At 65.0% G+C, this 19,277-nt stretch carries 23 protein-coding genes; 9 read left to right on the forward strand and 14 right to left on the reverse strand.

What is annotated here, in order from left to right:
- The first annotated feature begins 92 nt into the window (after nucleotides 1-92).
- The 4 genes from ACETPF_RS15660 to ACETPF_RS15675 all read left to right on the forward strand — a co-directional run bounded on the left by ACETPF_RS15660 (nucleotide 93) and on the right by ACETPF_RS15675 (nucleotide 3,121).
- Nucleotides 93-545 (forward strand): hypothetical protein, encoded by a 453-nt coding sequence (locus ACETPF_RS15660; RefSeq protein WP_373935482.1) that lies wholly within the window; start codon nucleotides 93-95, stop codon nucleotides 543-545.
- Between the two features lie 46 nt (nucleotides 546-591).
- Nucleotides 592-1,656: a DNA replication/repair protein RecF gene (gene recF, locus ACETPF_RS15665; RefSeq protein WP_373935483.1), complete on the forward strand. Its 1,065-nt coding sequence runs from the start codon at nucleotides 592-594 to the stop codon at nucleotides 1,654-1,656.
- Between the two features lie 108 nt (nucleotides 1,657-1,764).
- Entirely contained in the window at nucleotides 1,765-2,298 is a 534-nt protein-coding gene (locus tag ACETPF_RS15670) for a CHAP domain-containing protein (protein WP_373935484.1), read from the forward strand.
- A gap of 79 nt (nucleotides 2,299-2,377) precedes the next feature.
- Complete coding sequence (locus tag ACETPF_RS15675; protein ID WP_373935485.1) at nucleotides 2,378-3,121, forward strand: CHAP domain-containing protein; 744 nt, start codon at nucleotides 2,378-2,380, stop codon at nucleotides 3,119-3,121.
- Between the two features lie 18 nt (nucleotides 3,122-3,139).
- On the opposite strand, the gene ACETPF_RS15680 is transcribed toward ACETPF_RS15675, so the two are convergent.
- From ACETPF_RS15680 to ACETPF_RS15715, 8 genes are all read right to left on the reverse strand, one after another.
- The gene (locus tag ACETPF_RS15680) at nucleotides 3,140-3,415 is read right to left on the reverse strand and encodes a DUF3297 family protein (RefSeq protein WP_373935486.1); all 276 of its coding nucleotides are present in this window, start codon (nucleotides 3,413-3,415) and stop codon (nucleotides 3,140-3,142) included.
- Between the two features lie 53 nt (nucleotides 3,416-3,468).
- Nucleotides 3,469-4,296: a S1 family peptidase gene (locus ACETPF_RS15685; RefSeq protein WP_373935487.1), complete on the reverse strand. Its 828-nt coding sequence runs from the start codon at nucleotides 4,294-4,296 to the stop codon at nucleotides 3,469-3,471.
- Between the two features lie 5 nt (nucleotides 4,297-4,301).
- Nucleotides 4,302-4,724 carry a DUF350 domain-containing protein gene (locus ACETPF_RS15690; RefSeq protein ID WP_373935488.1) on the reverse strand — a complete coding sequence of 141 codons (423 nt, stop codon included), beginning with the start codon at nucleotides 4,722-4,724 and terminating at the stop codon, nucleotides 4,302-4,304.
- A 93-nt stretch (nucleotides 4,725-4,817) separates the two neighbouring features.
- Nucleotides 4,818-5,141: a hypothetical protein gene (locus ACETPF_RS15695; RefSeq protein ID WP_373935489.1), complete on the reverse strand. Its 324-nt coding sequence runs from the start codon at nucleotides 5,139-5,141 to the stop codon at nucleotides 4,818-4,820.
- Nucleotides 5,142-5,246: 105 nt separating this feature from the next.
- On the reverse strand, nucleotides 5,247-6,488 hold the full coding sequence (locus ACETPF_RS15700; protein WP_373935490.1) for a class I SAM-dependent methyltransferase: 1,242 nt from the start codon (nucleotides 6,486-6,488) through the stop codon (nucleotides 5,247-5,249).
- A 32-nt stretch (nucleotides 6,489-6,520) separates the two neighbouring features.
- Entirely contained in the window at nucleotides 6,521-7,267 is a 747-nt protein-coding gene (locus ACETPF_RS15705) for a molybdopterin-binding protein (protein WP_373935491.1), read from the reverse strand.
- A complete protein-coding gene (locus tag ACETPF_RS15710) occupies nucleotides 7,264-7,983 on the reverse strand; it encodes a cytochrome b/b6 domain-containing protein (protein WP_373935600.1) in 720 nt (239 codons plus the stop codon). Before ACETPF_RS15710 ends, ACETPF_RS15705 begins: the two co-directional genes overlap by 4 nt.
- A gap of 189 nt (nucleotides 7,984-8,172) precedes the next feature.
- A complete protein-coding gene (locus tag ACETPF_RS15715) occupies nucleotides 8,173-8,472 on the reverse strand; it encodes a hypothetical protein (protein ID WP_373935492.1) in 300 nt (99 codons plus the stop codon).
- 217 nt (nucleotides 8,473-8,689) lie between these two features.
- Between ACETPF_RS15715 and ACETPF_RS15720 the strand changes: the two genes are divergently transcribed.
- Nucleotides 8,690-9,226 carry an outer membrane protein gene (locus tag ACETPF_RS15720; RefSeq protein ID WP_373935493.1) on the forward strand — a complete coding sequence of 179 codons (537 nt, stop codon included), beginning with the start codon at nucleotides 8,690-8,692 and terminating at the stop codon, nucleotides 9,224-9,226.
- A 54-nt stretch (nucleotides 9,227-9,280) separates the two neighbouring features.
- Here the strand turns inward: ACETPF_RS15720 and ACETPF_RS15725 are convergent, their stop codons facing one another.
- The 3 genes from ACETPF_RS15725 to ACETPF_RS15735 form a co-directional block, all read right to left on the reverse strand.
- Complete coding sequence (locus tag ACETPF_RS15725; RefSeq protein WP_373935494.1) at nucleotides 9,281-9,703, reverse strand: hypothetical protein; 423 nt, start codon at nucleotides 9,701-9,703, stop codon at nucleotides 9,281-9,283.
- 155 nt (nucleotides 9,704-9,858) lie between these two features.
- Nucleotides 9,859-11,118, reverse strand: a complete 1,260-nt coding sequence (gene rlmN / locus ACETPF_RS15730; protein WP_373935495.1) for a dual-specificity RNA methyltransferase RlmN — start codon at nucleotides 11,116-11,118, stop codon at nucleotides 9,859-9,861.
- 47 nt (nucleotides 11,119-11,165) lie between these two features.
- Nucleotides 11,166-11,663, reverse strand: coding sequence for a hypothetical protein (locus ACETPF_RS15735; protein ID WP_373935496.1), 498 nt, complete (start codon nucleotides 11,661-11,663; stop codon nucleotides 11,166-11,168).
- Between the two features lie 168 nt (nucleotides 11,664-11,831).
- On the opposite strand from ACETPF_RS15735, the gene dnaN reads away from it, so the two are divergent.
- Together dnaN and ACETPF_RS15745 are read left to right on the forward strand one after the other, a co-directional pair.
- A complete protein-coding gene (gene dnaN, locus ACETPF_RS15740; RefSeq protein WP_373935497.1) occupies nucleotides 11,832-12,944 on the forward strand; it encodes a DNA polymerase III subunit beta in 1,113 nt (370 codons plus the stop codon).
- A gap of 117 nt (nucleotides 12,945-13,061) precedes the next feature.
- Nucleotides 13,062-15,629, forward strand: a complete 2,568-nt coding sequence (locus ACETPF_RS15745) for an EAL domain-containing protein (RefSeq protein WP_373935498.1) — start codon at nucleotides 13,062-13,064, stop codon at nucleotides 15,627-15,629.
- 3 nt (nucleotides 15,630-15,632) lie between these two features.
- On the opposite strand, the gene ACETPF_RS15750 is transcribed toward ACETPF_RS15745, so the two are convergent.
- Nucleotides 15,633-16,025, reverse strand: coding sequence for a gamma-glutamylcyclotransferase family protein (locus ACETPF_RS15750; RefSeq protein ID WP_373935499.1), 393 nt, complete (start codon nucleotides 16,023-16,025; stop codon nucleotides 15,633-15,635).
- Nucleotides 16,026-16,347: 322 nt separating this feature from the next.
- Here ACETPF_RS15750 and ACETPF_RS15755 point away from each other — a divergent pair, with 322 nt between their 5' ends.
- Nucleotides 16,348-16,533: a PspC domain-containing protein gene (locus ACETPF_RS15755; RefSeq protein WP_373935500.1), complete on the forward strand. Its 186-nt coding sequence runs from the start codon at nucleotides 16,348-16,350 to the stop codon at nucleotides 16,531-16,533.
- 333 nt (nucleotides 16,534-16,866) lie between these two features.
- Here the strand turns inward: ACETPF_RS15755 and ACETPF_RS15760 are convergent, their stop codons facing one another.
- Nucleotides 16,867-17,607: a DUF72 domain-containing protein gene (locus tag ACETPF_RS15760; RefSeq protein WP_373935501.1), complete on the reverse strand. Its 741-nt coding sequence runs from the start codon at nucleotides 17,605-17,607 to the stop codon at nucleotides 16,867-16,869.
- Nucleotides 17,608-17,717: 110 nt separating this feature from the next.
- On the opposite strand from ACETPF_RS15760, the gene ACETPF_RS15765 reads away from it, so the two are divergent.
- Entirely contained in the window at nucleotides 17,718-17,954 is a 237-nt protein-coding gene (locus ACETPF_RS15765) for a DUF2061 domain-containing protein (RefSeq protein ID WP_373935502.1), read from the forward strand.
- 31 nt (nucleotides 17,955-17,985) lie between these two features.
- Here ACETPF_RS15765 and ACETPF_RS15770 read toward each other — a convergent pair whose 3' ends face one another.
- A complete protein-coding gene (locus tag ACETPF_RS15770; RefSeq protein WP_373935503.1) occupies nucleotides 17,986-18,633 on the reverse strand; it encodes a peptidylprolyl isomerase in 648 nt (215 codons plus the stop codon).
- Nucleotides 18,634-19,277: the final 644 nt, after the last annotated feature.

Consider the following 19,277-nt stretch of genomic DNA (forward strand, 5'->3'; position numbering starts at 1 on the left):
TTATCATGGCCGCGTTATCGAAGGAACCGCAGCGCAGTGGCCGGGTTGCCTGCTTCATGAGACGCCAGTCGATACTCCCGCCCCTGCTGCTGGTGGCAGCTTGTGATAACGGCAACCAGAGCGCCGGTGAGCCCGGCGTCGTCGCGAACATCGTGGACCAGGCGCTGCCCAACGCGCAGCAACCTGCGCCGCCTGCAAACGCCATCACCCCGGTGGAAACCCCGCCCGCGATTGACCCGCCGGCTGCCGCACCGTCCGGGCCGATCCCTGCGACCATGCAGGGCCGCTGGACCGGAACGGCGGACCGTTGCGGCGACCGCAGCGCCGATCTCGAGCTCACCATCGCGCCCGACCAACTGACGTTCCACGAGAGCGTCGGCGAGGTGCGGTCGGTCAAGGCAACCGAGGGCGGCCTGTCGGTCGAGGCCGCGTTCACCGGCGAGGGGCAGAGCTGGACCCGCACCCTCCTTCTCAAACCCTCGCCCGACGGGAGGATGCTGACCATCGTCAACGATGGCGCGGCGGTGACGCGCAAGCGCTGCTGAGCGCTCTGCGCTTCCCTGACACGCGCCGTCCCGCTACAGCCGCGCGATGATCGGCCGCCTGACCCTGAGCGATTTCCGCAACCATGCGGATGCGCTGATCGTGCCCGATCATGCCTTCATCCTGCTGACCGGCGACAATGGCGCGGGCAAAACCAATATATTGGAGGCGGTGTCGATGCTCGCGCCGGGGCGCGGCCTACGCGGCGCGCCGCTCTCCGCTATGGCGCGGCAGGAGGGGCCGGGCGGGTTCGGCATCGCCGCCGAAGTGGACGGGGTGATGCTGGGTACCGGCGTCGCGCCTGCGGCGCCCGAACGGCGGCAGGTGCGGATCGGCGGCGTCGCGTCCTCCGCCAATGCGCTCGCCGACCATCTCTCGATCGTCTGGCTCACCCCGGCGATGGACCGGCTGTTCCTCGACAGCCCCGGCGGGCGGCGGCGCTTTCTCGACCGGCTGACGCTGGCGCTGCATCCAGCCCATGCGGCGCACAGCGCCCGCTATGATGCCGCGATGCGCGCGCGCAACCGGCTGCTGACCGATCCGCGCCGCGCCGATCCCGCCTGGCTGACCGCGCTTGAAGCGCAGATGGCCGAACATGGCGGGGCGCTAATGGAAGCGCGCGCTGATCTGGTGGCTCGCCTCAACGCCGCGCTCAGCGGTCAGCCCGACGAACCCTTCGCCCGACCACTCGTCGCAATTGCGGGACAGGAGGATGGCTCGCTCCGATCCCTGCTGGCGCAGGACCGGCGGCGCGACGCGGCGGCGGGCCGGACGCTCAGCGGCCCGCACCGCCATGACCTGTCCGTCACGCACATCGCCAAGAACCAGCCCGCCGCGCTATGCTCGACAGGCGAGCAGAAGGCACTGCTGCTCTCGATGCTGCTCGCCCACGCCGCGCTGGTCGCGGCCGATCGCGGCCAACCCCCGGTGCTGCTGCTGGACGAAGTCGCCGCCCATCTCGACCCATCGCGACGGGCCGCTCTCTTCGGTCGATTGCGGCAAACCGGGGGTCAGGTGTGGATGACCGGCACGGAAAACAGTCTTTTCAACGATTTGGCTGACGCAACCCGGCTGACCGTAACAGCGGGCCATGTTTTTCGTTCCGCAGCATAACGCATCGGCAAAACGATTCGTCGCCCGGCGCTTTTCACGGGCGCCGGCGTCTGGCCTAAGACCGCCATCGGGGTTCCAGCCTACAAATAAGTCGGGGTCGCACGTCACATGGTTGCTGCTTTTCGCGCGTTTTTCGCGACGGTCCTTGTTGCGCTCTCGACATTGGCAATTTCTCCCGCATCGGCCGGCACGCTCCAGTGCGCGCCCTACGCCCGGCAGGTTTCCGGCATCGACATTCACGGCAACGCCAACACCTGGTGGGGCCAGGCCGAAGGCCGCTATGATCGCGGTCATGAACCCCGCGTCGGCGCCGTTCTCGCCTTCTCGTCCAGCCGTTCGATGCCGGTCGGCCATGTCGCGATGGTGAGCAAGGTCGTCAGCCAGCGCGAAGTGCTGCTGACCCACGCCAACTGGTCCTATCGTGGCGGCATCGAGCGCGACGTGCGCGCGGTCGACGTGTCGGCGAACAACGACTGGAGCGATGTGCGCGTCTGGTATGGCCCGATCAAGGATTTGGGCCTGCGCTCCAACCCCGCAAAGGGCTTCATTTACGCGACCGCGCCCAAGCCCGTCGCAGCCGCTCCGGTGCTGATCGCATCGGCCGACACGACCGGCGCTTCCGCCCTGCGCGCCGCTTTCTGAGCATTTAACCTTTCCCAAAGAATCCGGCGTCTAGGGTCGCTCTTGGTGGGGCGATTCTTGATGGTTCGGGATCGCATAGATGATTCGGAAGGCGATCTGGGCGGCGGCCATGCTGCTGTCCGGGATGGTGGCCGCGCCCGCGTTCGGCGCGGGCGTGCTGCAATGCGTGCCCTATGCCCGCATCGTGTCGGGCGTGGCGATACGCGGCGACGCGCTGACCTGGTGGGATCAGGCCGGCGACCAGTATAAGCGCGGGCACAAGCCGAAGAAGGGCGCGGTGCTGGCGTTCAAGCCCTATGGCCCGATGACGCTCGGCCATGTCGCGGTGGTGAGCCGCATCCTCGATGACCGCCGCGTGCTCATCCGCCACGCCAACTGGTCGGTTCCCGGCGCGATCGAGGAGGATGTGCTGGCAATCGACGTTTCTGAGGAGGGAGACTGGAGCCAGGTGCGCGTCTGGCATAGCCCCACGGGGCAAATGGGCGCGCGGACCAACCCGACCTGGGGCTTCATCTACCCCGCCAAGGCGAAACTCCACGATTTCACCCCGGACCCGGCCCTTGGCGCGAGCACCCGCTTCGCGAAGATCGACCGCGATGTCTGGGACGAAAAGGCGATGCCAGCGATGATGCGGACCACGCTCTCCACGCCGCGCGCGCCCGTCATGGCCTCGGCCCGCACGACCAGTGAACCCCGCGCCTCGCGCAAGCCACCCCGGCTGGAGGCCGATCCCTTCATCGTCGAATATGCCGACGCCGCGCCTGCGACCCGCAGCCTGAGCGCCATCATCGCCGACGTGAAGCGGGACGCGGTTCTGAATTAAGGCAGCGCGCCGGGCGGATTATTCGGCCTCTTCCGCCTTGTCCGCCTCGCCCTCGGCCGGAGTTTCATACCAAGCCTCGACCTCGCCGCTCAGCTTGATCGTCAGCGGGTTGCCGTGGCGGTCGCGGGTCTTGCCGGCGGCGACGCGGATCCAGCCTTCGGAAATGCAATATTCCTCGACATCCTTGCGCTCGCGACCCTTGAAGCGGATGCCGATGCCGCGCTGGAGCACATCCATGTCGAAATGCGGGCTCTTGGGATTGGTCGAAAGATGGTCGGGGGGCGTGTCGCTCATGATGATGTCCCTGAAAAAGCTGCGCCGCGCCTAGCCCCTGCCAGCCATCCGCGTCAACCGCCGCCCGCCGCGTCCACGTCGCAGAAAATGCGGCGGATGACGCCCTGATCCAGCCAGGCGGAAAAGCGCGCCTGCGCGTCGGCGAGCCCGGCGATCGGATAAGCGACGGGTCGTTCGTCCACCGCGCGCGACGCGGCGGTCAGGCGCAGCATGGCGTCGGGCGCGGTGGTCAGGATGCGGCCGCGCCGGTCGGTCGCCGCGCTGTTGACGCCGACGACATGGCCGTCCTCGGCAAAGGTCGGCCCGCCGCTGATGCCGGACAGCGTCCCCTCCCCCGCCGGCACCCGGTCGCGCTCGGCCCAGGCAAGGATCGGCTGGGTCAGCTCGGTGCGGCCGCGCCGGGCGCTCGCCTCGCCGATCAGCTCGGATCGCACCAGCGTCGGTTCGCCTGCCGGAAAGCCCATATGATAGCCCGGCGTGCCCGGCTGCGGCACGCGGCGGGACAGCGGCAGCGCGCTGGGACTGCGCAGGCTGTCGGTCACGATCGCGGCGTCCGCCTCACGGCTTTCGATCACTCGCGACACCGGCCGGGCGAAGCGCCCATCTTCCAGCCCGACGCGCGTGCAGCCATGGGTGACATGCTCGGCGGTCAGCCACGCGCCGTCGCTGTCGACGGCGAAGGCGGTGCCCATCGAATCGGCGCGCTCGCCCGGCTCGTCCTCGATCACGAACTGCTCGCCCCAATCGGGCATCGGCCGCCGGGGCGATCGGGGATCATATTGCTCGACCTGCAAGGGCGGCACGCTGTCCTGCCCGAACCAGGCAAGAAGCAATAAGCCGCCCAGCACGAACGGCAGGCAGCCGCAGCCGCGATTCGCCACGCCCTTTATCCCGCCACCGCCGCGGCGGTCAGGCAGGCGATGGCGGCTTTCACCATGGCGAGGAAGATGGCGGCGGATCGCTCGTTCGCTTCGATTCGGGCGGATAGCGATCCCAGCACCCAATCGACCAGGCGAAAGGCGATGAGTTGCAGGACCAGCGTGACGCTGCCCCAGATCACCACATCCCAGACATTGACCGATCCGGCGAGGCAGAAGCCGAGCGGCACCGCGAGCCCGATCGCTGCGCCGCCCAGCGATATCGCGGCGGCTTCGTTGCCGGCGCGGATCAGCGTGAACTCGTCGTGCGGCGTGATCCACAGATAGAGCGACAACGCCGCCAGCCAGACGATGGTGGCGGTGGCCAGATGCAGCAGCAGGATGGGGAGGCCCGAAAACAGGCTGTGGAGCACGGGCATGGGATCGGTCATGCCGCCACAATGCCGCAAGCCGCTCGACGGTTCAATCGAGCGGCCTCAATCGGCCGCCTCCGCCCGGCGGGTCGGGCGGAAGCGGGCCGCAGGTCAGCGGCAGACGCGGATACGAACGTTGCCGCGATAGGGATCGTAGGCGCGTTCGGTCCAGCAGCGCTGGCGGTAGCCATAATAGCCACGGTCATAGCCACGGTAGCCTCGATAATGGGCGCGATGGCCCCGCCAGTGGCGGCGCTCCCAGCGACGGCGGTCTTCCCAGCGTCGGCGGTTGTCCCATCCACGGTTGTCCCAGCGGTCGCCACGCCAGCCATATCCACTGCCGCCATAATATTGCGCCTGCGCCGGCACGCTCGCCGCGCCCAGGCCGGCAACGGCCAGCGCCAGGGCCGCCGCGCCTTTCCAGATCAGCTTCATCTCTTCTCTCCTCAGACCCTCGCGCCGGTGCGCGAGACAAGGGGGAGAATGTCGCAAGCCAACTGAACGATCCGGGAATGGCGCTGTCAGGCGCGGTTCAGCCGCTCACCGCCCACGCAGCGCCGCTTCGCCCTCCACCATATAATCGCGGGTGATGGGCAGCGCGCGGCGGTCGCGGGCATATTGCACCTGGTAATTCACCATGCCGCCATGCTCGAACACCGTCGCCGCGCCGGCGAGGTAGAAGGTCCAGAGGCGGAAGAAACGCTCGTCATACAGGGCGACGATGTCCGCCTTGTGCGCCAGCGTCCGCTTATACCATTCGCGGATGGTGAGGCCATAATGGATGCGCAGCACCTCGACATCGGTCACCATGAGCCGCGTCCCCTCGCTGCCCTGGATCATTTCCGAAAGCGCGGGGATATAGCCGCCGGGGAAGATATATTTCTGGGTGAAGGCGTCGGTGATGCCCGGCCCTTCCACCCGCCCGATCGTGTGAACCAGCATCACCCCGTCGGGCGTCAGCAGCTCGCGGCACTTGTTGAAAAAGGTGCGGAAATGGGCGGTGCCGACATGCTCGAACATGCCGACCGACACGATCCGGTCGAACGGCCCCGTCATGTCGCGATAGTCGATCAGCTCGAAGCGAACATGGTCGGCGACCCCTGCGTCGGCAGCGCGCTGGCGTGCCACCTTGAGCTGCTCTTCCGACAAGGTAATGCCCGTCACATCAACGCCGCAGGTGCGATGGAGATAGAGCGCCATCCCGCCCCAGCCGCAGCCGATGTCAAGCACCTTCATGCCTGGTTTCAGATGCAGCTTGGCGGCGATATGCGCCTTCTTGTCCTCCTGCGCCTGTTCCAGGCTGATCCCCGCGTCATTCGCCGCATCGGGGAAATAGGCGCAGCTATATTGGCGGTCGCGGTCGAGGAAGAGCGCGTAGAGCGCGCCCGACAGATCGTAATGATGCGCGACGTTCGCCTTCGATCGCGCCTTGTGGTTCAGCCGCCAGAATTTCTGCCGCGCGACCTTGATGCCCCGGCTGAGGCGACTCTTGGCGTCGATCGAGCGGCCGCTTTCCCATGGATTATTGGCGCGGATCATGGAAACGAACTCCATGATCCCCCCGCCCTCGATCGTCACACGACCGTCGATCCAGGCTTCGGCCATGCCCAGGCGCGGGTCGCGGATGATGTCGAAGGGCACCCGCCCGTCCAGCAGGCGCAGCGCCAGATCGGGGAAGCCCGGATCGGGCCGACCGACCGTGAATCGGCCGCCATTGGCATAATGCACGGTCAGCTGCCCGCGCGTGACCAAGCGCCGCAAAACACGTTCGAAAATCTTCATGGGCGGCTTCCTGTCACGTCGTTACGCGGGCGTCAAATACCCGCATACCAATCATAGCCCGCATGGTCTTCCCAATAGCCGCCCTTGCCCCGACCGATCGCGGCGAGGCTGTCCACCGCCTCGACCCGCATCAGATATTTGGCCTGCTTGTAGCCCAGCTGCCGCTCGACCCGCAGGCGCAGCGGCGCGCCATTGGCGACCGACAGCGGCGCGTCATTCAGCGCGAAGGCGAGGATGGTCTGCGGGTGGAAAGCGTCGATCAGATCGATACTCTCATAATAGGGCTCGCCGCCGCCCATATGGTCGGCGCAGTGAAAGACGATGTAGCGCGCGCCCGCCCGTAATCCCGCCGCATCCAGCAGCAACTTCAGGGGCACGCCGCGCCACTTGCCGATCGCGCTCCACCCCTCGACGCAATCATGCCGGGTTATCTGCTCGCGGTGGGGCAGGCTGCGGAGCTGCGCCAGCGACAGCGCCAGGGGCCGCGCGACCAGCCCGTCGATCCGCAGCCGCCAGTCGGCAAAGCCGGTCCGCCAGATCGCCTTATAGTCCGGCGTGTTGGGATTGGACGTGCCGTTGGCGCGGAAGATCGGCGAAATCTGGTCGGGGCGAAACTCATGCGCCAGCGCGTCGCGCGCCATCAGGCTGCGCTGCGCCCATTTGTGGAAATTCTCCGCCGAAAACAGTGCTTTCCGAACGCTCTCCTGCTGCGCCACACGATCGCAGCCCGCCAGCGTCGCGGCCGCCCCCAGCAGCAGCGCGCGGCGGCCGACAATCATGGCCGCGGCCCCGGCACGCGGTAGCGGCCTGTGATCATCGAGCGCACTTCATTGATCGGGCCCGCCAGCACCACCATCAGCAGGTGAACCGCCACGAAAGCGACCAGCGCGAACGCCGCGATGAAATGGATCGACCGCGCCGACTGCCGCCCGCCCAGCAGGTCGACCAGCCAGGGCCAGGCAGCGTTCATCCCCGGCGACATGGTGAGGCCGGTCAGGATCACCAGCGGCAGCGCGACGAAGATCACGCCGATATAGCTCGCCTTTTGCAGCACATTATAGCGCAGCGCCGCGTCGCCGGTGGGAAAGCGCAGCCGCGCATGATCCTTGATGTCCTGCCACACATGCCCCGGCGCAAGCTCGCCCCGGCGGAAGGCGAGGTCGCGGCCGACATGCCGGTTGGCAAGGCTCCAGACCATATAGGCGAGCAGCGCGAAGGCGAAGACGGGCGCCGCAGCCAGATGCCAGTGACGCGACATCGCCAGGCTGTAATGCGCCGGCAATGTGATCCAGCTGCCGAACCGCTCCAGCTCCAGCCAGGGCCGGTCGAAATTCGCGCCATATTGCCCCCAATAGAGGCGCGGATGCGCGTTGAAGATGCCAAGGCCGCTGGTGAACAGGATGTAGAGCAGCAGCGCGTTCAGCCAATGCCACAGCCGTGTCGAAAGGCGATGCCGCTCGACGATCCGGTCCCCGCTCTGCAACTGGCTGCCCATGGCGGCGATCCTACGCCTTTTTTCCAGGCGGTCCAGACGGAACAATGTCGTTGGCGGCGTCGTGGGTGTCGTTGATCGAACGGTCATGGAAATGTCATAACCGTCCGATCAATGGCGAACCCGCAAGGGAACAACCAGTCGAACACACTAACGAAGCCAACAGAATATAACATAAGTTTTGCACGTCGCTCAGACGTCAACAATAACAGGTCGCCTGTCATTCGGAACATGCTTCGACGCATCAGGATGGATAGGTTTTATCATGAATAATCTGACGATCTTAATGGCCTCTTCAGTCATATGCTTTCTGTCTTCTCCCGCATTCGCGCATCGCATCGCGCCTGCGATCGATGGAAACGGCAGCGACCGCGAGCCCAAGGCCGCGCTTCCATCGGAGCCGACGCCGGCCGAACCGACGCGCATTGGCTGAGCAAACCGCTTCGCCCGCTTGTTGCGCTGCTGTATCAGAATTGCAACACGGTCGGGCAAATGTGCTGCTTCAATAACTCTTGGCTCTTTGCAGGACGATAATCGAAACCTACATGCCCCCTCGCACGGCAGCGATGCAGGCCGTGACGATCTACCTCAATAGAGGAAGGTCGTAGCAGGAGCATATAGCCAGAGTCGTCTTTGCTATAGGGCATCATATCTTTGTGGCTTCCGGCTTCGCCGGATATGGGTCACAAACAATAAAATTGAGGACTTTATGAAGACTGTGATTTTCGCAGCGATTGCTGCTGCCGCCATTGCCACCCCCGCCTTCGCGCAGGATGACGCGACCTTCACTGGTCCGCGCGCCGAAGTGCTGGTCGGCTATGACAAGCTCGACACCAACGGCAGCGGCCTCGGCAACCCGGACGGCCTGCTCTACGGCATTGGCCTTGGCTATGACTTCCAGTCGGGCGGCGCGGTGTTCGGTATCGAGGGCGAAGTGTCGGATTCGACCGCCAACGTCGATGTCGGCGGCGTCGATGTCGATGCGGCCCGCGACCTCTATGTCGGCGCGCGCGCCGGCTTCCTGATCAGCCCGGTGGCGCTGGCCTATGTCAAGGCCGGCTACACCAACGCCCGCATCAAGACCGAAGGCTTCGGCGGCGACAATGGCGATGGCGTGCGCGTGGGCGCGGGCCTGGAATATAAGCTCGGCGGCCAGCTCTTCGTGAAGGGCGAATATCGCTATTCCAACTATGAAGCCGACGTCGAGCGTCACCAGATTGTCGGCGGCCTCGGCATCCGCTTCTGATCCCTCTCGATCAGGATCAAGGGAAAGGGCGGTCCGCGAACGGGCCGCCCTTTTTCATGCCGGCAGGGGTTTGATGTCCGGCTCCGTCCAATCTCGCCGCGCCGCCGGGCTCATCAGCCGCTCGCGTGACCAGTAGATAAACGGCCAGTCCTTGTCCCCCAGCGGCGAGGCAAGCAGAGCGGCGAAGGCGGCCGAGGGCGTCACCCCTTCGGGCTGCGCCGCCAGCACATGCCGCGCCATCCGCAGCGACGCCTGCGTGATCGTTTCATGATAGCCGCTCACGTCGCTGTTCACCCCGCCGACGCTTTCATTATAGCGGCGGATGAGCCCCGGCATGTCGCGCTCCGGCGCAATGTCCGGCCGGCGCAGGATCAGCCAGAGCGCCGTCGCGAAATGCGCGCCATGCGTCCACTGCTCCTTGGGCAAAGTGCAGGCGATGAACGCGTCCGCAAGGTCGCCCATCTCGGCATCGGTCATCGAATTCCCCCTCGTTCATCCTCCCCTGGAAGGGGAGGTGTCGCGCGCGAAGCGCGTGACGGAGGGGTGTCAGCCTATCGATAGGGCAACACCCCTCCGTCAATCCTTCGGATTGCCACCTCCCCTCCCAGGGGAGGATGAACCCGATCCGACACTCAGCCGAGCGCCGCCTGCTTCTCCTCGGCCAGCCGCCGCATCTCCGCCTTGCTCTTCTTCTCGCTGGCGGACTTCAATTGCCCGCACGCCGCCATGATGTCGCGCCCGCGCGGGGTGCGGACTGGCGCGCTGATCCCGCCCTCGAACACGATGTCGGAAAAGCGCCTGATCCGATCGGGGCTGGAACATTCATAATCGGTGCCCGGCCAGGGATTGAAGGGGATGAGGTTCACTTTCGCGGGCAGCTTATAGTGGCGCAGCAGTCGCACCAGTTCGCGCGCATCGGCGTCGCTGTCATTCTTGTCCTTGATCATCACATATTCAAAAGTGATGCGCCGTGCATTGTTCGCGCCCGGATAGGCGGCGCAGGCGGCGAGCAGTTCCTCAATCCCGAACTTCTTGTTCAACGGCACCAGCTCGTCGCGCACATCCTTGGTCACGCCATGGAGCGAGACGGCAAGATTGACGCCGATCTCCTCGCCCGCGCGCGCCATCATCGGGATGACGCCCGAGGTCGAAAGCGTGATCCGCCGCTTCGACAGGGCAAGGCCATCGCCGTCCATCACGACCTTCAGCGCATCGCGCACATGGTCGAAATTATAAAGCGGCTCGCCCATGCCCATCATCACGATGTTGGTCAGCATCCGCCCGTCGGAGGTGTAATGGGACGCATCGTCGCTCTCGTCGTCATTGGCGCTCGCCATATTGCCACGCGGCCATTCGCCCAGCGCGTCGCGCGCCAGCATCACCTGCCCCACGATCTCGCCCGGCGTCAGGTTGCGGACGAGGCGCATCGTGCCGGTGTGGCAGAAGCTGCAATTGAGCGTGCAACCGACCTGGCTGGAAACGCACAGCGTGCCCCGGTCCGCGTCGGGGATGAACACCATCTCATAATCCTGCCCGTCGTCGGATCGGAGCAGCCATTTGCGCGTGCCGTCGCTCGACACCTGCGCTTCGACCACCTGCGGGCGGCCGACGACGAACCGCTCCGCCATCCATCCGCGCATCGGCTTGGCAAGGTCGGTCATCGCCTCGAAATCGGTGACGCCGCGATGATAGAGCCAGTGGAACAGCTGCTTGGATCGCAGCTTCGCCGCCTTCGCGTCCAGCCCCGCCTCTTCCAGCACGGATTTGATCTGGGTCCGCGATAGGCCCATCATATCGACGCGCCCATCCTCGCGCGGCGTCACGGCGCGCGGCACGGGCACAGGGTCGATGGGGCCGGGAATCGGCATGAGCGGGCTGGCGGCTGTCTGCATGGCCGCGCACATAGTCGATTTTCCGGCATTTTTAAAGCCGTCTTGCTCTACCGCAGCCGCGCGCACCCCAGCGCCGCCGCGTCGATCGCAGTCGCCGCGCCGCGCAGCGCGTAGCTGTCGGCGAAGCCCCGGCCGTTCGCGCCAACGCTCGCCACGCTCATGCCGTTCGCTGCGCGCATCGCCGCGACGATCTGCGCATCCATGCGCGCGTCGGCGGCCCAGGCGTCCACCTGGCCCGCGACCAAGGTAAAGCGCCGCTCGCCCACCTTGAGCAGTACCGGCGCATCGGCCACCCGCGCGCGGCTCAGGCGGATGTGGAGCTGCCCCCGCACCCGCACGCGGGGCCAGGTGCCGACGGATGCGAAGCCGCGCGGGCTCTGCCCCCGTCGCACCATCGGCTGGGCGATGGCGTAGCAGCGCGGCCCCTTGGCCCCGCCCGGATCGCGAAACGCCCCCCAACTGTCGAACATGCCGAGGGAATCGCGCGCGGCGGCGGGCGCCGCACCCGACAGGATGACCAGCAAAACGGCGTGGAAACAGCGCATCGCCAAGGCAAAGCGGAAGCGAAACGCTTTTGCAACCCTCCCCGTCCAAAAGCCGAAGCCCCGCTTGCAGGGACCGCAACAGCGGTTATGAAGAAGCATCCATATTTGTCGGCGGGATTCGACCGAGCCCCGCAGCACATGCAGAAAAGAAACGGACAGACCAGGGATATGAAGGCCACCATCGAACGCGCAACGCTCCTCAAGAGCCTGAGCCACGTCCAGTCGGTGGTCGAGCGGCGGAACACCATTCCCATCCTGTCCAACGTACTGATCGAGGCGTCGGCCGACGGCGCGATCAAGCTGATGGCGACCGATCTCGACCTTCAGGTCGTCGAAAGCGTATCGGCGCAGGTGGAGCAGGCCGGCGCGACCACCATCTCCGCCCACACCCTCTTCGACATCGCCCGCAAGCTGCCCGAGGGGAGCCAGGTCTCGATCCACGCGGCCGAGGGCAAGATGCTGATCCAGGCGGGCCGCGCGCGCTTCAACCTTTCCACCCTGCCGCGCGACGACTTCCCGGTGATCGCGGAGGGCGACCTGCCCACCCGCTTCGAGTTGCCCGCCGAAACGCTGAAGCAGATCATCGACAAGACGCGCTTCGCCATTTCGACCGAGGAAACGCGCTATTATCTCAATGGCATCTATTTCCATGTGTCGGAGGAAGCCGAGCCGGTGCTCAAGGCCGCCGCGACCGACGGCCACCGCCTCGCCCGCGTCACCGTCCCCCGCCCCGATGGTGCGGAGGGGATGCCCGGCATCATCGTGCCGCGCAAATGCATCGGCGAACTGCGCAAGCTGCTGGACGAGGTCGACGGATCGGTCGAAATCAGCCTGTCGGCCAGCAAGATCCGCTTTGGCCTCGGCAGCGCGATCCTCACCAGCAAGCTGATCGATGGCACCTTCCCCGATTACAGCCGCGTCATCCCGACCGCGAACGACAAGCTGCTCAAGATCGACCCGCGCAGCTTCGAGGATGGCGTCGACCGCGTCGCCACCATCGCCACCGAGAAGACCCGCGCGGTCAAGATGAGCCTCGACAAGGACCGCATCACTTTGTCGGTCACCAGCCCCGAAAACGGCACGGCGGCGGAGGAAGTGCCCGGCGCGTTCCAGGGCGAAGGTTTCGACATCGGCTTCAACGCCCGCTATCTGCTCGATATATTGGGGCAGATCGACAGCGACACGGTCGAACTCCATCTCGCCGATGCCGCCGCGCCGACGCTGATCCGCGAGAAGGACGACAGTCCCGCCCTCTACGTGCTCATGCCGATGCGCGTCTGATATTTGGGCTCTTCTTCGCGGCCGTTTCGGAGCGGCAGTAAGATGTTGGCAAGGACTGTGCGCTAGTTATCACGCATGTCATTGCGCGCCAGTCTTTCCGATGTTCAGCCCCGCTCCATGACCCTGATGGTCGCGCTCGGCCTGGCGGAAAGCGGGACCGAAGTGTCGGCTTCCTGGATTTCGGGCGCATTTCTCCATATCGCCCGGCTCTGGCCTCTGATCCTGATCGCCAAGCTCAGCATGATCCTGCTGCTCGGCCTGTCGTTGACGGGCGGTGGCAGGGACGCTGGCGGGATGCTGGCCGCGATGGTCGTGCTCGACCTGGCGCTCACCTTCCTGCCGCGCCAGCCGCTGTTTCAGCGGCGCATGCCCCATATCCAGAACTGGCTGATGCTGCCGATGGTGTTCCTCTCGGCGCTGTTCTTCAGCCTTTGGCTCGGCACCCAGCCGCGCGCGGCCACCGACTCGCTGTTCCTCGCCGCCGTACCCGAACTCGCGGTGGCCCTGCTGGCGGTCAGCATCTTCGGCGACCGCCGCCTGCTCGGCGTCAGCTATTTCCTTGGCGCGCTCATGGTGTCGGTGGCGGAAAAGACGGGGCTGGCGCAGGTCGGGATGATGACCAGTTGCGTGCTCGTGATGCTGCTTGCGACGCTGCGGCAGGCGACCGCCGACCGCGACCAGGCGATCGCCCGCCACCAGCAGGATCTGCGCGCGCAGCGGTCCGACCGGCTGCTCCAGGAACATGAGCGCACCGGGCGCGGCTGGTTCTGGGAGACCGACCGGCAAGGCTGCCTCACCTATATTTCCGATACGCTGGCCCAGTCGCTGAACCTGAAGGCCGACGCGCTGATCGGCCGGCTCATCACCGACATCGTCAAGCCCGGCGACAGGAAACAGGGCGATGGCGAGCGCACGCTCGGCTTCCATCTGTCCGCCCGCACCGGCTTTTCGGACATCGCCGTCTGCGCCGCCATGGCGAAGGAAGAACGCTGGTGGTCGATCTCGGGCCAACCGGTATTCAACGAATATGGGCAGTTCCACGGTTTCCGCGGATCGGGCACTGACCTTACCGAAATGCGGCGCAGCCAGGCGGAGGTGACCCGCCTCGCCCAGTTCGATTCGCTGACCGGCCTCGCCAATCGCATCCAGATGCTGCGGTCGCTGGAGCAGGCGGTGGCCGATCGTCACGGCAAGCCCGGCGAATGCACGCTGATGATGCTCGACCTCGACCGGTTCAAGAGCGTCAACGACACGCTCGGCCATCCCGCCGGCGACGCGCTGCTCCGTCAGGTCAGCCAGCGCTTGCAGCGCGTGGTCGGCGAACGCGGCCTCGTCGGGCGGCAGGGCGGCGACGAATTCAAGATTTTGCTGCCCGGCCGGCAGGATCAGACGATGCTCGCCCATCTGGCGCAGGCGATCATCAGCGCCGTGTCGCAGCCCTACACGATCGAGGGGACGGCGGTTGTCATCGGCGTGTCGATCGGCATTTCCGCCTGTCCGCAGGATGGCGTCACGGCCGACGCGCTGATCCGCAACGCCGACCTGGCGCTCTACGCCGCCAAGGGTGACGGGCGCGGCGTCCATCGCTTTTACTCGTCGGAAATGCACGCCGATGCGGAGGATCGCCGCCAGTTGGAGGAGGATCTGCGCCGCGCGCTCGCGGCCGACGGGCTGCACCTCGTCTATCAGCCGGTGGTGTCGTCCAAGACCGAGACGGTGACGGGCTACGAGGCGCTGCTGCGCTGGAAGCATCCGACGCGCGGGCCGATCTCTCCTGCGCTGTTCATCCCGATCGCCGAGGATACCGGGCTGATCGCCCAGATCGGTGACTGGGTAATGCGGACCGCCTGCATGGACGCGGCGAAATGGCCTGCGGAAGTGCGCGTGGCCGTCAACGTGTCGCCGACGCAGTTCGCCAATCCAGGCTTCCCCTCCACCGTCATGAGCGCGCTGGCCACCGCACAGCTCGCGCCCGAACGGCTGGAGCTGGAGATTACCGAAAGCGTCTTCCTGAACGACGATGACGGCACCGATTCGATGTTCGCGCGGCTGAAGGCGATCGGGGTGCGGCTGGCTCTCGACGATTTCGGCACCGGCTATTCCTCGCTCGGCTATCTCAAGAAAGCGCCGTTCGACAAGATCAAGATCGACCAGAGCTTCGTGCGCGGCGCCTCGATCAAGGGCAGTCGCAACAGCGCCATCATCAAGGCGATCGTCAGCCTGGCCGAGGCGCTGGGCATGGACACGACCGCCGAGGGCGCGGAAACGCAGGACGAGCTGGCCCTGATCCGGCAATTGGGGTGCAGCCATATCCAGGGCTATATTTACGGCCGGCCGATGCCGTTCGAGGATGTGATGGTCCGCCACCGCACGATCGGCACCACCGCGTCGGCCAATGGCTTCAAGTCGAGCCGGCCGGAGCGCAAGACGATGCTGCGGACCGTCGCCATTCATCATGACGGCCATGTCTATGCCGGGCGCATCCGCAACATCTCCCCCACCGGCGCGCTGGTCGAAGGGCTTTGGAATGTGCCGCCCGGCACCTTGTTCGCGATCGAGATCGCGGAAAACCAGCTGGTCAACGCAACCTCGCGCTGGTCGAAGGACGACCGGATGGGCGTGGAATTCGCCAGCGCGGTGGACATGGTCGCCCTCCGCAACCCGCCCAAATCCATGGCGTCCTGACGCTCAGCCGTCCAAAAGGAAATCGCCCCCGGCAACCGATGGCAGGCCGGCGGGATCGCGCGCATAGACATAGATCCATGCCGGCACCGGACCACCGGCGGCCTCTACCACTAGCATCTCGCGCCGATATTCGTGCGGGGCAGGGAAATCGGGCGTGACCTCCTCATAGGCGTCGAGCCAGGCAAGCGTGGCTTCTGCATCGACCAGCCGGAGGAGGTCGCCCACGACCCGCCCTGCTCGGCCCGGCACGAATCCCGGATAATCGGCAATCCGGTAAAGGCTGCCGCTGACCCTCGCCGGCCCTAGATATGCCGCCCTCGCCGCCAGCTGTATCGCCATCGGATTCATGCAACCGCGCCTCAACGTGCCATAGACGAACAGCAGATCACAAGGCATGGCCGATTCCCCAATCCGCGGCAAAAATCACCAATATGCGGAAATATTGCGGAACGACATCAAAGCCCTTCATGCCCAAACCCCTGCATTTCCGCGACTTCCGAAACTTGGCACGCTCTCTGCAAATTGATGGTCAACCAGGCTGGGTCATCCGGCCGACATCATCAGGGAGTAGCCGCCATGTCCATCGTGAAGATCCATTATGCCGCTTTCGCCTTTCTGGGCGCGATCATTTCCGCCGGTCTGTTCGTCACCGCCGCCGTCCCGGCCGGCACGATCGCCTGAGCCAAAACCCTTTCCACCCGATAGAAAGTCCATCGTCATGAACAACAGCTTCACCCTCGACCGTCGCGCCGGCAAGATCATGGGCGTATGCGCCGGCCTGTCCAACCGCACCGGCATGGATGTCACACTGATCCGCGTCGCTCTGGTGCTGCTGACGCTCTGCGCGCTGGGGCCGATCGGCGTCGTCGCTTATCTGCTCGCCGGCTGGCTGGCCGAGGGCTGATCGCGCTTCAAGTCAGCGCGTGGTAATCATCAAATCGACTATAAATGAAAAGGCCGCTCCGGTTCATACCGGGAGCGGCCTTTCCTTATCCCCGGTTGTCGGGGTCAAGATCGCGGGCAATCCCCGATCAGGCATAGATCACCGAATAGAAGGTCAGCATCTGCACGCCGACCGCAACGGCCAGCACAGCGCCCTGAAAAGCCTGACGCATAGTCAACTCCATCATTAGTGCAACTGCCCCGCATCTGCGGGGTGACGCGCCCTTACGCCCGTCATGCCTACGCAACAATCGCAAAGCGCGGCATGTCGATTGCAGCAAATGCAACAGAGCTGTTACTGCAAAGCCACAATCATCGCCCGCGCGGCCGCCGGATTGCGGTCCTTGGCGCCGCTGATGAAGAAGGTGAAGACGTCGCCCTTTTCTGCCTGCGCCTTTGCCCGGTCGGCCCATTGCGCGATCGCCTCGACGGGGTAGCCGGCAGGCTCCTCCGCCTGCGCGCGCATCAGCCGGCTGTAGGAAAAGCCGACATCATGGCCGTGGATGGCCGGATATTCCTCATGATCGGCCAGCACCACCGCCGCCCCCGCCGCCTGCGCCTGCGCCAGGAAGGCGGGATCGTCGAAGCTCTCGTGCCGCACCTCGATCGCGTGACGCAGAGGCACGCCGTCGACGCTGGCAGGCAGCAGCTTCAGGAATGCGCCGAAATCGTCGGGATCGAACCGCTTGGTCGGCATGAACTGCCACAGGATCGGTCCCAATCGGTCGCCCAGTTCGGCGATCCCCTGATTCACGAACTTTGCGACGGACTCGCCCGCTTCGGCCAGCACTTTCCGGTTGGTGCAAAAGCGCGACGCCTTGACCGCGAACTGGAATCCGTCGGGCACTTGCGCCGCCCAACCCGCGAAGGTCGCCGGCTTCTGGCTGCTATAATAGGTGGCGTTGATCTCGGTCGCGGTCAGATGCTGGCCGACATAGGCCAGCTCGTCCTTCTGTCGCAGCCCCGCTGGATAGAAGACGCCGCGCCAGGGCTCATAGACCCAACCGCCGATGCCCACCCTGATCCGTCCCGCCATGCGTCTCTCCTTCCGGTCTATCCTGATCGGCGCGGGCGATCAGAGCCAGCGGAAAAAGCGGTTGGTCTATGTTGCGAATGATTATTAATTGCATGCGAAAGGAGTTACCCATGTCGCTCGACCTGATCAAGACCGCCACCTATCTCGTCATCCACCTGACCGTCGGCTTCACTGTCGCCTATGTGCTGACCGGATCGGTCGCCCTGGCCGGTGGCATCGCCCTCATCGACCCGGTGATCAACGCTATCGCCTTTTATTTCCACGAAAAAGCCTGGAAGAAGGTGCAGGCGCGGCCACCGCGCGAAGGCGGGCGCGCCTGGCTGAACGGGCAGGCGAACTTCGCCTGACAGCTGTCCAACTCGCTGTACAAATCATCGCTCATTTCCGAACGCGGATCAGCCACGGCTTGACTCCGCGAGAGGGGGTCGGCGTCCCGTCCAACCGCCGCGCCCGCAGGATCAGGACGGGCTTGACGATCATCTGCCCCCGCATCGGTCCCGACCCGCAGCAGGTCTGCGCCGCCAATATCCGGCGCACCACATCCATCCCAGAGACGACATGACCGAAGGCGGCATAGCCGATATAGTCGCCCCGCGCGTCCATATTGGGGGTCGCGCCGATGGTGATGAAGAAATTGCCCATCGCCGAATTGGGCCGGTTCGGCCGCGCCATCGACAGGGTCGCGTCGAGGTGCATTATGCCCGTCCGGCTCGTCGGCTCATGCGGGATCGGCGGCAACGACCGGCGCGCATCGGTATCGATCCCGCCCTGAATCAGGCCAAAGCGTGGATCGCTCTTGCGCCGCGCTGCACGGTAGAAGGTGACGCCGTCGAACCGCCCGTCATCGACATAGGTCAGGAAATTGGCCGACGTCCGCGGCGCGCGCTTGCGATCGACCGCGACGGTGATCGTGCCGAGCGAGGTCTCGATCGCGACTCTCGTATAGCCCGGCGTCGGCCGGTTGGCGGGAACAGCGGCGACCGGCGCGGCCAAAAGCGCAAGGAACAGCAGAAGCAGAAACCGCATCACGCCTGCTCCTAAAGCCCTCGCAGCCTCCCGGCAACCGCCGCGATATCCAGGAATATGGCGGCCCCTACGGGAATCGAACCCGTACTTCAGCCGTGAAAGAGCTGACATCCAAGATCGTGAAGTTACATCCTAGTTCGCGATAATGCCCGCCTTACTGCGGTTTCTTGCTACATCCGATCGAATTTGCTTTCGGATGTCCACTGGCACGGCAGCGATCCAGAAGTCGATCCGGACTATGCGCTGCATGAAATATGGCGCCGCCGCCCTGAATTTGACCGCAACTCCACCTATCGTCATTGCCTATTGGCTGGTTGTGGAAGGATTTCCGGCCAGCAGCATGGGATAAAGTCATAATACGCCCCGGGCCCCTTGGGATGAAATAAAAACCTATGTTAATAATCCATATCGATTTTCGGAATGGAGCACTCTCGGACGTTGGTGAGGATTTTTTAGGGATTTATCCGCCCTGTGGGCGACAGAACCAATATGTTTTTTTGTTCTAAAATAATACTTGTCATATTTATCTGATCCCGCCGACAAGCTGTGCATCCGCCATCGATAGGTTCAAATACTAATCCCCTAGATCCAGGTCACTGATCCAAGGATCATTTGTAGTTTCCAAAGCCCCATTTATAAGTCGC

Source organism: Sphingobium agrisoli, from assembly GCF_041877245.1.
Taxonomy (GTDB): domain Bacteria; phylum Pseudomonadota; class Alphaproteobacteria; order Sphingomonadales; family Sphingomonadaceae; genus Sphingobium.

Coding starts and splice junctions, on each gene's coding strand:
- ACETPF_RS15725 (WP_373935494.1), bottom strand. CDS start 9,703: ATGACCGATGCCGAGATGGGCGACCTTGCGGACGCGTTCATCGCCTGC.
- ACETPF_RS15680 (WP_373935486.1), bottom strand. CDS start 3,415: ATGAGCGACACGCCCCCCGACCATCTTTCGACCAATCCCAAGAGCCCG.
- ACETPF_RS15700 (WP_373935490.1), bottom strand. CDS start 6,488: ATGAAGATTTTCGAACGTGTTTTGCGGCGCTTGGTCACGCGCGGGCAG.
- ACETPF_RS15770 (WP_373935503.1), bottom strand. CDS start 18,633: ATGCGGTTTCTGCTTCTGCTGTTCCTTGCGCTTTTGGCCGCGCCGGTC.
- ACETPF_RS15670 (WP_373935484.1), top strand. CDS start 1,765: ATGGTTGCTGCTTTTCGCGCGTTTTTCGCGACGGTCCTTGTTGCGCTC.
- ACETPF_RS15745 (WP_373935498.1), top strand. CDS start 13,062: ATGACCCTGATGGTCGCGCTCGGCCTGGCGGAAAGCGGGACCGAAGTG.
- ACETPF_RS15705 (WP_373935491.1), bottom strand. CDS start 7,267: ATGATTGTCGGCCGCCGCGCGCTGCTGCTGGGGGCGGCCGCGACGCTG.
- recF (WP_373935483.1), top strand. CDS start 592: ATGATCGGCCGCCTGACCCTGAGCGATTTCCGCAACCATGCGGATGCG.
- ACETPF_RS15710 (WP_373935600.1), bottom strand. CDS start 7,983: ATGGGCAGCCAGTTGCAGAGCGGGGACCGGATCGTCGAGCGGCATCGC.
- ACETPF_RS15750 (WP_373935499.1), bottom strand. CDS start 16,025: ATGCCTTGTGATCTGCTGTTCGTCTATGGCACGTTGAGGCGCGGTTGC.
- rlmN (WP_373935495.1), bottom strand. CDS start 11,118: ATGCAGACAGCCGCCAGCCCGCTCATGCCGATTCCCGGCCCCATCGAC.
- ACETPF_RS15760 (WP_373935501.1), bottom strand. CDS start 17,607: ATGGCGGGACGGATCAGGGTGGGCATCGGCGGTTGGGTCTATGAGCCC.
- ACETPF_RS15690 (WP_373935488.1), bottom strand. CDS start 4,724: ATGACCGATCCCATGCCCGTGCTCCACAGCCTGTTTTCGGGCCTCCCC.
- dnaN (WP_373935497.1), top strand. CDS start 11,832: ATGAAGGCCACCATCGAACGCGCAACGCTCCTCAAGAGCCTGAGCCAC.
- ACETPF_RS15735 (WP_373935496.1), bottom strand. CDS start 11,663: ATGCGCTGTTTCCACGCCGTTTTGCTGGTCATCCTGTCGGGTGCGGCG.
- ACETPF_RS15765 (WP_373935502.1), top strand. CDS start 17,718: ATGTCGCTCGACCTGATCAAGACCGCCACCTATCTCGTCATCCACCTG.
- ACETPF_RS15720 (WP_373935493.1), top strand. CDS start 8,690: ATGAAGACTGTGATTTTCGCAGCGATTGCTGCTGCCGCCATTGCCACC.
- ACETPF_RS15675 (WP_373935485.1), top strand. CDS start 2,378: ATGATTCGGAAGGCGATCTGGGCGGCGGCCATGCTGCTGTCCGGGATG.
- ACETPF_RS15695 (WP_373935489.1), bottom strand. CDS start 5,141: ATGAAGCTGATCTGGAAAGGCGCGGCGGCCCTGGCGCTGGCCGTTGCC.
- ACETPF_RS15755 (WP_373935500.1), top strand. CDS start 16,348: ATGAACAACAGCTTCACCCTCGACCGTCGCGCCGGCAAGATCATGGGC.